The sequence below is a fragment of the Vibrio sp. ES.051 genome (assembly GCF_002563795.1).
Classification (GTDB): domain Bacteria; phylum Pseudomonadota; class Gammaproteobacteria; order Enterobacterales; family Vibrionaceae; genus Vibrio.
On record NZ_PDJL01000004.1, the window covers coordinates 1,293,572 to 1,305,427 of the forward strand.

The window sequence follows — 11,856 nt, forward strand, 5'->3', positions numbered from 1 at the left end:
TAAAAGACATAAAAAAGAGCGAGTCTTAATGACCCGCTCTTTTTTATAACGAATTGCCAGTAGTTATGACTGATTTTGAGCTTTAAGCATATCAACCATAACAGCAACAGACTCATCTAAATAAACATCAGGCGCTGCATAGTCTTTAGGTACATCATCCAAAGTTTCGAATGCTTCCTTCCCTAAAGCGACTTGACGTTCATTGATGCGTTTTAAGCGAAGTGCTTCTTCCTTATCCGACTCATCTTTACGAATTTTTTCGTTTAGAGACAACATATTATTGTCTTTGTCTTTACGATATTTTTCGATGTCTTCATTGATGAAACGAAACTCCATTTCATCCGTAATACGCTTGTTATGAAGTTCCGTCAGATTTGATACTAATGCATCATGACTTGAGAATGTTTGATACTTAGCTTTGTCAATTTGATCCCAAGGTAGTGCATTGTCTTCAACGCTTTCACCTGTCTCTGAAGCCTCTATTGGCGTTGGGTACGAAATATCTGGTGCGACACCACGATTTTGCGTACTTCCACCATCAATACGATAGAACTTCTGAATCGTGTACTGAACATAACCTAGCTCTTTATCGAACAGATCGTAGATGTGATTCAGTGAGCGGTGTTGTTGAACCGTACCTTTACCGAACGAGTTTTCACCAAGAATAATTGCGCGATTGTAATCTTGCAGTGCTGCCGCAAAAATTTCTGATGCAGATGCGCTGTAACGATTAATTAATACGGTCAGTGGGCCGTCGTAACTCACTTGGCCATCAGTATCGGCATTCACCTTAATACGACCATAGCTATCACGAACTTGAACAACGGGACCGTCTTTGATGAACAATCCCGTTAGCGCCGTAGCTTCGGTTAGTGCACCGCCGCCATTATTACGTAAATCGACAATCACACCATCCACATTTTTGGTCTTCAGTTCCGCAAGCAGTTTATCGGTATCTTTCGATAGGCCAACATAAAAACTTGGTACTTCTAAAATGCCAATCTTTTTATCATCTTTTTCAATGATTTCAGATTTAACCGCGCGATCTTCTAAACGAACTTTATCACGAACAATTGTGACAATGTAACTCTTAGCTTCATTCCCTTCAGGCAAGATTTGTAAGTTAACTTTAGTACCTTTCGGTCCTTTAATTAACTGGACGACGTCGTCCAATCGCCATCCGATAACGTCGACAATCTTTTCACCATCTTGTCCAACGCCAATGATACGATCCCCTTCACCCAGCTGGTTACTTTTAGATGCAGGGCCTCCTACGACTAACGAACGAATAACGGTGTAATCGTCTGTCATTTGTAGAACAGCACCAATGCCCTCTAGGGAAAGATTCATCTCTGATTGAAATTGTTCTGCATTACGAGGAGAAAGATAACTCGTGTGCGGATCGATTTGTCGTGCGAAGGCATTCATATAAAGCTGGAATGCATCTTCGTTGTTGGTCTGAGTGATTCGCTTCATCGCATTGTTATAACGCTTTTCTAAAACTTCTTTAATTTCTGGCCATTCTTTACCAGTTAGTTTTAGATTTAACGCATCATATTTAACGCGTTTGCGCCACAATTCGTTGAGCTCTGCTTCATCTTTTGGCCACAAAGCCTCTGAGCGATCTAACTCAATCTCGTCATCGGTATCAAACTTGATCTCTTCGTCGAGTAAAGTGAGCGCATAGGCAAAGCGATCAAAACGCTTTAGCATAGAAAGGTTATAAACATCAAATGCAATCTTGTTCTCACCAGCTTTTAGCTGGTCATCGAGTTCAATTGACCTATCTTTAAATGAATCGATGTCCGCTTGAGTAAAAATATTTCTATTGTAATCAAGCAGCCCCACATAGCGTTCGAAAATCGCTTTGGAGAAATCGTCATTTAGACTGAAGTGCTTATAATGAGATCGGGTAAATCGCGAGGTGACTCGTTTGCTGGCTGTTTCGTGCTGAACTTCAGGCGCGAGTACCGGCAAGTCATCTTTGTTTAGTTTGGCTTCAAGAGCCTGAGCTGATGCTGCTAACAATAAGCTAGCAGCAATCAGTGTCACTTTTGAACGGCAATTCATGCGTATCATGCGTAGGAGTATCTCCTTTATGCGCGCAAGTGCTCCGCTTTTACAACCATTTGAAGGCCGTTAGCAAGTTGAACACGTACATCATCCTTATTGATCTCAACAATGGTCGCAGCCATGTTTCCTTTGCCCATATTCACGTTTACTGTGTTGCCAACGGTGATTTCATCAGCGTTTAGTGCACGCGTTTCGACTGGCTTAGTCTCTTTAGGTTTGTTCGTACGACGAGGCTGTTGAGGCTTCTTAGCCGCAGGTTTTGCTTTCGCCTTACCCTCTTCACGAGCTTTCTGTGCTTGCTCTTTGCGACGAGCCTGAACTTTCGCTTTGCTTTCTGCAAGCGTTGTCTTTGCGTGTTCTACGTGCTCTTCTTCTAGCTCACCACAAGGGTTGCCATCTAGATCTACACGTACTGCACCTGGTTTTACACCGTGTAGGTAACGCCATGATGAAGTGTACTGTCTTAACGCTGCACGAAGCTGTGTTTTGCTTACTTTTTCGTCTTCACTTAAACGTTCCGCAAGATCTTGAAAAATACCAATTTTCAGAGGTTTTGCTTCACCTTCTAGAGTAAAGCACTTAGGGAAACATTCAGCAATATATGCGATAACTTCTTTGCTGTTTTTTAACTTTTCAGTCATGAGGGGTCCTGATTTGAGCGGATTTCCGCGAAGCATTAAGAAAAATATTCTCGTATTATAGTGACATGCCAAGGAAAAACCACACTCATGGGCTAATTTATATGTCGTTCGCGTGTGAATTAAGCAGCTTTTCTACTTCAGCCAAAAAATGCGTGAGACCTTGCTCGTCTGTTTCATTAAATCGACCGATAATTGGGCTATCTATATCAAGTACACCAGCGACTTCGCCATGGATAGAAAATGGGATCACAATTTCCGAATTACTGGCCGCATCACAAGCAATATGACCCTCAAACTCATGAACGTCGTATACTCTTTGTGTAGAGTTAGTTTGTGCTGCTGTACCACAAACACCTTGCCCCATAGGAATGCGTACGCACGCCGGATTACCTTGGAATGGGCCAAGAACAAGCTCATCACCTTTCGTCAGATAAAAACCTGCCCAGTTGATGTCTTCTAGCTCCATGAATAACAATGAGCTTAGGTTTGCTAAATTGGCAATAAAGTCTGGCTCAGATTCAATAAGAGCAACGGCTTGTTTGGTGAGTCTTTGGTATTGTTCTATGTTCATATTAACTTCCTACTTACTATTAAAGCTTCCATTCTCACGGTATGGCGCTAAAATACTGCCTACTTTATAATAGGACTTATTCTCAATTACAATGCTTCTTAAAAATGACACTATTAACCGTTCTTGGTTGATAACACAAGTAAAAAAGCACAAGTCCAAGCTAATCGCAGCGAACTTGGTCGCCGTTCTTGCAACCTTGATTAGTGTTCCCATTCCCCTTCTCATGCCTTTGATGGTCGATGAGGTTTTATTGGATCAGCCAGCGAAAGGCTTAGCCGCGATGAACGCCATTCTCCCTCAAGCATGGCAAACCCCAACAGGCTATATTTTCTTTACCCTATTTTTGGTCGTATTGATGCGTGCAGCCAGTCAAGCATTAAATATCCTTCAAAGTCGGCAATTTACCCTCGTTTCTAAGACTATTACGTTCGAGATGCGCAGTAAAATGATCGACAAACTGGGTCGCATCAGTATTCGTCAATACGAAACTAAAGGCAGTGGCGGTATTAACTCCCACCTTATCACTGACATTGAAACCATTGATAAATTTATTGGGTCTACGTTAGCAAAATTCGTCATCAGTTTTCTGACCGTGATTGGCACGGCAATTGTGCTACTTTGGCTCGATTGGCGACTCGGTCTGTTTATTCTATTAGTCAATCCTGTGGTGATTTATTTTTCACGTAAACTCGGTAGCATGGTTAAGCATCTAAAGCGAAAAGAAAACCACTCTTTTGAGATTTTCCAAAACCGCTTAGTGGAAACCCTAGATGGTATCTATCAGCTACGTGCAGCAAACAAAGAACGTGAATTTCTCCAGCAACTTAAAAATAGCGCCGACCAAGTTCGTGTCGATGCCGACAAATACGCTTGGCAATCCGAGGCGGCCGGTAGAGTGTCTTTTCTACTTTTTTTAATTGGGTTTGAGCTATTTAGAGCAATCGCGATGCTGATGGTTATGTTCAGCGATCTCACTATTGGGCAAATTTTTGCGGTATTTGGTTACTTATGGTTTATGTTATCCCCTGTTCAAGAATTGCTTGGTATTCAATTTTCTTGGTATAGCGCTAAAGCCGCATTAAAACGTATCAACGATTTATTAGTCCTTGAAGAAGAACACAGACCCGTCTCTAAAGTGAATCCTTTCAGCGAAGACCAAGAAGTTGATGTGAAATTAGAGAACGTGAACTTTTCTTATAATAATGAAAATAAAATTCTGAATAACCTCTCCTTGCATATCCCTGCCGGCAAGAAGGTGGCTCTCGTTGGTGCAAGTGGCAGTGGTAAGTCAACCTTGATTCAGTTGTTGATTGGTGTTTACCGTCAAAACTCCGGTAATATCCGCTTTAATGATGAGTTAACGGATGATATTGGTTTTGAAGTCATCCGCGACAAAATTGCCGTGGTATTACAGCAACCTATACTATTTAACGACACCTTGAGGCATAATCTGACGCTCGGAGCGGATTTTGATGAAATGTCACTTTGGCGAGCACTCGAAGTTGCTCAGCTTCATGATGTTATTTCTCAACTCAACCACGGTTTGGATACACAAGTTGGTCGCAGTGGGATTCGTTTATCTGGTGGCCAACGTCAGCGCCTTGCTATCGCAAGAATGGTGCTGAGCAATCCTCAATTTGTTATTTTAGATGAAGCAACATCCGCGCTTGATACTGCAACTGAAGCTGCATTACATAAAGCGTTAACGGAATTCTTACGTGGCAGAACAACATTAATCGTTGCGCACCGTCTATCCGCTGTAAAACAAGCAGATTTGATCTACGTGTTAGAAGATGGAAAAGTAACGCAAACAGGAACTCATGGTGAGTTAGTTGAGCAAGAAGGCTTATATCAAACCTTATACGGGGGCATACAGTCCCACGCTTAAATCGTTCAAGCTAGAGAGGTCGTTATGACCTCTCTGTCTAAGCACGCCATGCAACCTAATCATGTGCGTTTGTGTCAAGGGTGCGAACTGCCTGTCGATATTGTCGACTTACCTAATAGTAAACATGCCTACTGCCCACGCTGTGGGACGCAGTTATATCGCGGCGGCAGCCCTAGTCTTTCGGGTAATTTAGCCATTGCCGTCACCTGTATTCTGCTGTTTATTCCTTCTCACTTTTTCAATTTTATTAGCATCAGGCTGTTTGGCGTGATGATCCCAGCGACTCTGCCATCTGGCATGATCACGCTGATGGAAGAAGGGTTCGTTCTTCTCTCATTATTGATCATGTTTTGTAGCTCGTTAGCACCACTGACCGTTTGTGTCTCAGTTGTAACCGCACATTTATCACTACATACTCGATGTTTCAAAGGATTGAGAATTTCGCTGTGGCTGATCCAACACCTTAAACAATGGGTGATGCTGGATGTCTTTCTTGTCAGCATCGCGATCTCTTGTTTCAAGCTACAAGATTACTCGGATATTTTTGTCGGGCCAGGGTTGATCGGCTTGGTTCTTCTGCAAGTTTTTACTGTTCTGTTAGTTGCCCGAATCAGTGTGCGTCGCTATTGGGAAGCATGGAAACCGGAAAATACTTACACGTTTGAGCATAAGGATGTGCATTGCCACGAGTGCCATTTATCCCAACCTGAAGGTGATAATTGCCGTCGTTGTCATCATGCGTTATACCATCGCAAGCCAAACTCGATTCAGAAAACTTGGGCATACCTCGCCGCAGCCACGATAGCGATTTTTCCAGCAAACATAATCCCAATTTCAATTTTAATTACTAATGGCCAGCAGTTAGAAGACACCATTATTTCTGGCGTAGCGTCCTTAGCAAGAAGCGGTATGTATGGCATTGCTATTATTATTTTTGTCGCCAGTATTATTGTGCCAGTTATCAAAATACTTGGCCTTGCCTATATCATGCTGTGTATTCAATTCAAACGTTCGGTGTTTAAGAGACAGCGAATGATGGTTTATTTTGCGGTAAAGTGGATCGGTAAATGGTCGGTGATGGACTTGTTTGTTATTTCTATCATGATGACCCTCGTCGATCGCGGTCAAATACTCGATTTCACACCAGGGTATGGCGCTGTTGCTTTTGGAGTGGTGGTTGTGCTGACTATGCTCGCAGCAGAAAGTATTGACCCTAGACTTATCTGGGACCAAGACCACAAACAATCAGAAAAAGAGTCAATGAATGAGTGATCATAACAATTCTCAAACGTCATACGTGCCGGATGTAAAGCGGAGCAAAGGTATATCTCCTCTTTGGTTATTGCCAATTTTGACGATGGTTTTAGCCGGTTGGCTTGTGGTTAAGTCGATACACGATGCTGGGCAACGTGTTCAAATATACTTTTCTGATGCCGCGGGGTTGGTCGTTGGACGTACAACGATCCGCTATCAAGGCTTAGAAGTGGGCATGGTGCGTGATATTAATCTCACAGAAGATCTTGGCAGTATTTATGTTGATGCCGATATTTACCCTGAAGCGACAAAACTACTCAACGATAAAACTCGGTTCTGGTTAGTAAAACCAACCGCAAGTCTAACGGGCGTTTCTGGGCTAGATGCCCTCGTGTCGGGGAATTATATCTCGATCCAGCCTGGAGATGGTCAAGACTTCGAAACGACTTTTCATGCACTTGACTCTGCACCTACCGATTTACGTGTCACACAAGGTTTGAATATTAAGCTGAAAAGCCGGGATTTAGGTGGCGTTTCGGTTGGGTCTCAAATCGTTTACAAGAAAATTCCGATCGGCGAAGTATATAGCTACCAATTGGATGAAGATGCCAAATCAGTCAGCATTCAGGCCAACATTCAAGAGCAATATCGACACATTATTAATAACCGCAGTCGGTTCTGGAACGTCAGTGGGATTGGAGCAAGCATCGGATTTAAAGGTGTCGATGTTCAACTAGAGAGTATGAGCGCCCTACTCGGCGGTGCGATCGCGGTTGACTCACCTGACGATGGTGAACCCGTTGAAGAGAATACTCAGTTCCGTCTATACCAAGATTTAAAAACGGCAGGTCGAGGTATCGCGGTTAAAATAGCGCTGCCCGACGATAGTAAGATCAGCGGTGAAGGTGCGCCAATCATGTACCGAGGTATCGAAATTGGTCAAGTTACAGACTTAAGCTTGACTGAAGGCCGACAAACTATATTGGCATCCGCTGCGATTCAGCCGGCATTTAGTGACATGCTGACCTCCGGTACTCGCTTTGTTTTAGAAGAAGCGAAAGTATCACTCTCTGGTGTCGAAAACATTGCGAATTTAGTTCGTGGAAACTTTTTAACGATCGTTCCGGGGGAAGGCGAACGCTCTCGCCAGTTTAATGCTATTCGAAAAAACGAGTTCAATCAGCAACAAGAAAAGTCCATTGCAATTCGCCTCGTATCCGACAATTCGTTTGGGTTAGATAGCGGCGCCAATGTGCTTTATAAGGGCATCGTGGTAGGTTCAATTATCAAGGTTGGTTTGGTCGATGAGCCCCAAAAAACACAACGTGATGTATTTATGGATGTACTGGTCGATCATGAATACAAACACCTGATCAAATCGAATAACCGTTTCTACGTGACAGGCAGTGCTTCTGCCGAGTTGACCGAATCGGGCTTAAGCGTAACAGTGCCTCCTGCCAAACAACTGCTTACTGGCTCTATCAGTTTTGTGAGTGAAGGTTCACAGAGTATTCAGAAAAACTACCAATTATTCCAAAATGAATCCCTTGCAGCACTTGCCCAATACAATCAAAGTGGCTCAAAATCGTTAACACTATTTGCCTCTGAGTTACCGCCAATTTCTAAAGGCAGTCCACTGCTTTACCGTAACCTGCCCGTGGGTAATGTATCGAGTTTCCATTTGGTTGATGGTGGCGTAGTGATCAAAGCAACCATAGACAACCGCTTTACCCACCTTCTTACCGCGCAAACGGTATTTTGGAATCGTTCTGGCGTTGAAATCGATGCTTCACTCACAGGCGTAAGTGTTAAAGCTCATCCTTTGAAATCATTGGTCGAAGGGGGCATTGCTTTTGATTCCGTTCCGGGCGTAGAAAATAAAATCGGCCCGCGGTGGAAGGTTTATCCAGACCAAAAAGAAGCACGTAAATTTGGCCGAATAATCTCGCTCGAAACCGACGGAACTCAAGAGGTAGAGCAAGGTACACCTATAAAATACCAAGGCGTGAAAGTGGGTGAAGTCTCGCTGGTTGTGCCTAACTTCCGTCGCAAAATGGTTGAAGTCACCGCGCGAATCCTTCCGGAATATGTAGACAACATCGCGGTAGGCGGTTCTCGCTTTTGGCTGACAGAACCAGAAATTAGCCTTAGTGGCGTGAAAAATCTTAGCGCTTTGGTTTCGAAGTCGATCAATGTGGCACCTGGTAAAGGCCAAGCTAAATTTTCCTTCCCGCTGGAAAAAGGATCAGACCATGTAAAAGGCACCATGTTTACTTTACAAAGTGAACAGCGCGGCTCAGTTCAAGTCGGCACTCCGATACTTTATCGTCAAATGGACGTTGGCCAAGTCATCGGGGTAAATTTGGGTGAATTTGCGGACCGCATCGTCACCACTATCAAGATCAAGCCTGAATATGCTTACCTAGTTCGCCAAAACAGCGTGTTCTGGAATGTTTCTGGCGTTGATGTGTCTATCGGTATTACAGGCGCGAATATCAAAGCAGGAACGATTGATAGCTTAGTTCGTGGTGGTATTGCGTTCTCAACACCTGAACAAAGCAAAATTCCACCCGCCGCTGAAACAGGTCAATCTTTCTTTTTATACCCAAGAGCAGAAGAAGGTTGGACACAATGGCGTACGGCGATTCCAAAGCCTTAATACTTCAGCTAAACATCTTCCAAAGAGCAGCCATCGCTGCTCTTTTTTATTCGTTTCTGCCCTGCTTTCGTATATCATTTGCGGCAAATTTGCATACGAGGCTTCACCTTGCATCCTAATGTCTATATCCCAGAAGCATTTCTGGAAAAAATCCAAACTATCCTTCCTACTCACCTCAACATGGATGACTTTGTTGCTTCCTGTCAAAAACCGCTGCGCAAAAGCATCCGTGTAAACACGCTTAAGATCAGTGTTGAAGCGTTTCTCAAACGAGCGGAAGATAAAGGATGGAAATTGTCATCAGTGCCTTGGTGTGATGCCGGCTTTTGGATTGATGCTGACGAGTCGGTTATTCCCTTAGGTAATACTGCTGAACATATGTCTGGCTTATTCTACATTCAGGAAGCGAGCTCGATGATGCCTGTATCCGCTCTCTTCATGAATGATGAATCGTATAATGCGGTTTTAGACACCGCCGCCGCGCCGGGATCAAAGACAACACAAATTGCTGCGCTCATGAATAATGAAGGTGTATTAGTTGCAAACGAATATGCTGCGAGTCGTGTCAAAGTGCTGCACGCCAATATTGAGCGCTGTGGTGTGCGTAACTCGGCTTTAAGTAACTTTAATGGACGTGTATTTGGCGGTTGGCTTCCAGAACAGTTTGATGCCGTTTTACTCGATGCGCCATGTTCTGGTGAAGGCACGATTCGTAAAGACGAAGGTGCGATGAAAAACTGGACGCAAGAGTCAGTTTTTGACATTGCACACACGCAAAAGGATCTTATCGAGAGCGCATTTCACGCCTTAAAACCGGGCGGCGTAATGGTCTACTCAACGTGTACACTGAGTACAGAAGAAAATCAGCAAGTGTGTCATCATCTCAAAGAGACATTTGGTGACGCGGTTGAGTTTGAAAGCCTTAGAGACTTGTTTGAAAACGCAAACGCAGCACTAACAGAGGAAGGTTTTTTACATATATTCCCTCAAGTCTACGATTGTGAAGGCTTCTTTGTCGCACGTATTCGTAAACTTTTCGCAGTTGAAGCCCCAGAAGTGAAAAAGCGCATGGGGAAATTCCCATTTGCCAAAGCCTCCAAGAAAACATCCGAAGCCATTGCTCATCAGCTTTATAATGCATTGAGTATTGAACTACCGAATGACAGCTCAGTTTGGTTACGTGATAAAGACGTCTGGTTATTCCCTAATGCATTGGAGCCAATGATTGGCGAACTGCGTTTCTCACGTATGGGAATTAAAATTGCTGAAACCCATAAAAATGGCTATCGCTGGCAACATCAGGTCGCAACCGCTTTAGCGACTGGTACAGAGCAAAACGCTATCGAACTGACCATTGAAGAAGCACGCGAATGGTACATGGGCCGTGACGTTCGCCCACAAACGATACCTGAAGGAATAAACACAGGGAAAGGTGAAGTTCTCGTCACTTATCAAGGCGCTGTTATTGGACTTGGGAAATGGGTCAGTACCCGTATTAAAAATGGCCTTCCTCGCGAATTAGTACGAGATAAGAATTTATTTTAATTTAATGAGAAACGATAAATAAATGAAAAGCCATCGTATTTGCGATGGCTTTTTAATTCAGAGGCATGAAAACCTCAGCGCTTACTAGCTATCCGAAGACGCTGTACTAAACTGAGTGTATCAAAAGAGCACTTTGATACGGCGTTTCTCTCTATATACACATTCACCAACCAACACATGGTTGGAAAGTTTAGCGCAGGCTCTGCGGAGCCGTTTCCCCTAGGCCCAAAAAAAGGAAGAGTTTGGGCCGCTTTTTTTTTGCTGTTGTAACTGGGTAGACCACCAGCTAACGAGAGGCGCTCCAGCACTCTGATTTTCTATGGAGCGAGACGAATACCGTCTTTTTCGATAACGATTTTACCTTGCTTGTACAAAGTGCCAATCGTCTTTTTGTAAGTTCCTTTACTTGTACGAAATGCTTCAAATATCGCTTCAGGCGCCGACTTATCGTTTAATGGCAGAAAGCCGCCCTTCTTCTCAAGTAAATCAAGAATCTTGCTTGAAAGATCGTCCATTTTCGCTACGCCTACTTTTTGTAGTGCTAGGTCAATTTTACCATCTTCACGAGTTTGCTTAATGAAACCTTTTAGTTTTTTACCAATGTAAAGCTTACCGAAAACGTCTGATGGGAAAATCATGCCCCAATGCTTTCCGTTCACAATGGCTTTATAACCCAGTTGGCTGCGCTCTGCGATAATCAAATCAACTTGCTCGTTTATCTCATAGTTTGCTGGGGTTTTGTCCAACCATTTATTGAACTTTGTTGTACCAACAATGCGCCCAGATGCTTTATCGGTATAGACATACACTAAGATCGTTTGTCCTGCAGAAAAGCGAGTTCGTTGCTCACTAAAAGGAACCAACAAATCTTTCTCTTTAATCCCCCAATTGACAAACGCACCCGTGCTGTTCACGCCCTCAATTTTCATCAGGCCCCATTCGCCAACTTGGGCGATTGGTTTGTCAATGGTCGCAGCAAGCTGACTTTCTGAATCGAAGTATAAAAATACGTCTACGTAATCACCAACTTCAGTACCTTCTGGTACATGTTTGTTGGGCAGTAGGACAGAGCCGTATTCATCACCATCCAGAAATACGCCAAAATCAGCCTTTTTAATGACTTCTAAGCTGTTAATTTGACCAATTTTAATCATTGATTTTGTCTCTTTTAAAATTTACGTGGAATTATACCTAAACTAACAAAAAATTCAGAGAGAAAAGCAAA

The 11,856-nt window shown here is 43.4% G+C and carries 8 protein-coding genes; 4 read left to right on the plus strand and 4 right to left on the minus strand.

Features of this window, described 5'->3' with window-relative positions; genetic code table 11:
• Nucleotides 1–63: 63 nt before the first annotated feature.
• The 3 genes from prc to ATG66_RS12430 form a co-directional block, all read right to left on the minus strand.
• Nucleotides 64–2,070, minus strand: a complete 2,007-nt coding sequence (gene prc / locus ATG66_RS12420) for a carboxy terminal-processing peptidase (protein WP_098415591.1) — start codon at nucleotides 2,068–2,070, stop codon at nucleotides 64–66.
• Between the two features lie 26 nt (nucleotides 2,071–2,096).
• Nucleotides 2,097–2,714 carry an RNA chaperone ProQ gene (gene proQ / locus ATG66_RS12425; RefSeq protein WP_098415592.1) on the minus strand — a complete coding sequence of 206 codons (618 nt, stop codon included), beginning with the start codon at nucleotides 2,712–2,714 and terminating at the stop codon, nucleotides 2,097–2,099.
• A 97-nt stretch (nucleotides 2,715–2,811) separates the two neighbouring features.
• On the minus strand, nucleotides 2,812–3,285 hold the full coding sequence (locus tag ATG66_RS12430) for a GAF domain-containing protein (RefSeq protein ID WP_098415593.1): 474 nt from the start codon (nucleotides 3,283–3,285) through the stop codon (nucleotides 2,812–2,814).
• A 91-nt stretch (nucleotides 3,286–3,376) separates the two neighbouring features.
• On the opposite strand from ATG66_RS12430, the gene ATG66_RS12435 reads away from it, so the two are divergent.
• The 4 genes from ATG66_RS12435 to rsmF all read left to right on the plus strand — a co-directional run bounded on the left by ATG66_RS12435 (nucleotide 3,377) and on the right by rsmF (nucleotide 10,631).
• The gene (locus ATG66_RS12435; RefSeq protein WP_098415594.1) at nucleotides 3,377–5,173 is read left to right on the plus strand and encodes an ABC transporter ATP-binding protein; all 1,797 of its coding nucleotides are present in this window, start codon (nucleotides 3,377–3,379) and stop codon (nucleotides 5,171–5,173) included.
• 24 nt (nucleotides 5,174–5,197) lie between these two features.
• Nucleotides 5,198–6,445, plus strand: coding sequence for a paraquat-inducible protein A (locus ATG66_RS12440; protein WP_098415595.1), 1,248 nt, complete (start codon nucleotides 5,198–5,200; stop codon nucleotides 6,443–6,445).
• A complete protein-coding gene (locus tag ATG66_RS12445) occupies nucleotides 6,438–9,086 on the plus strand; it encodes an MlaD family protein (RefSeq protein ID WP_098415596.1) in 2,649 nt (882 codons plus the stop codon). The genes ATG66_RS12440 and ATG66_RS12445 overlap by 8 nt, the downstream gene beginning before the upstream one ends.
• 108 nt (nucleotides 9,087–9,194) lie before the next feature.
• Nucleotides 9,195–10,631, plus strand: coding sequence for a 16S rRNA (cytosine(1407)-C(5))-methyltransferase RsmF (rsmF, locus tag ATG66_RS12450; RefSeq protein WP_098415597.1), 1,437 nt, complete (start codon nucleotides 9,195–9,197; stop codon nucleotides 10,629–10,631).
• A gap of 317 nt (nucleotides 10,632–10,948) precedes the next feature.
• On the opposite strand, the gene ATG66_RS12455 is transcribed toward rsmF, so the two are convergent.
• Nucleotides 10,949–11,785, minus strand: coding sequence for a CvfB family protein (locus tag ATG66_RS12455; protein WP_098415598.1), 837 nt, complete (start codon nucleotides 11,783–11,785; stop codon nucleotides 10,949–10,951).
• Nucleotides 11,786–11,856: the final 71 nt, after the last annotated feature.

What these genes read in the sequence shown, in the direction of transcription:
- prc (WP_098415591.1), bottom strand. Translation starts at nt 2,070, where the DNA reads ATGAATTGCCGTTCAAAAGTGACACTGATTGCTGCTAGCTTATTGTTA.
- proQ (WP_098415592.1), bottom strand. Translation starts at nt 2,714, where the DNA reads ATGACTGAAAAGTTAAAAAACAGCAAAGAAGTTATCGCATATATTGCT.
- ATG66_RS12430 (WP_098415593.1), bottom strand. Translation starts at nt 3,285, where the DNA reads ATGAACATAGAACAATACCAAAGACTCACCAAACAAGCCGTTGCTCTT.
- ATG66_RS12435 (WP_098415594.1), top strand. Translation starts at nt 3,377, where the DNA reads ATGCTTCTTAAAAATGACACTATTAACCGTTCTTGGTTGATAACACAA.
- ATG66_RS12440 (WP_098415595.1), top strand. Translation starts at nt 5,198, where the DNA reads ATGACCTCTCTGTCTAAGCACGCCATGCAACCTAATCATGTGCGTTTG.
- ATG66_RS12445 (WP_098415596.1), top strand. Translation starts at nt 6,438, where the DNA reads ATGAGTGATCATAACAATTCTCAAACGTCATACGTGCCGGATGTAAAG.
- ATG66_RS12455 (WP_098415598.1), bottom strand. Translation starts at nt 11,785, where the DNA reads ATGATTAAAATTGGTCAAATTAACAGCTTAGAAGTCATTAAAAAGGCT.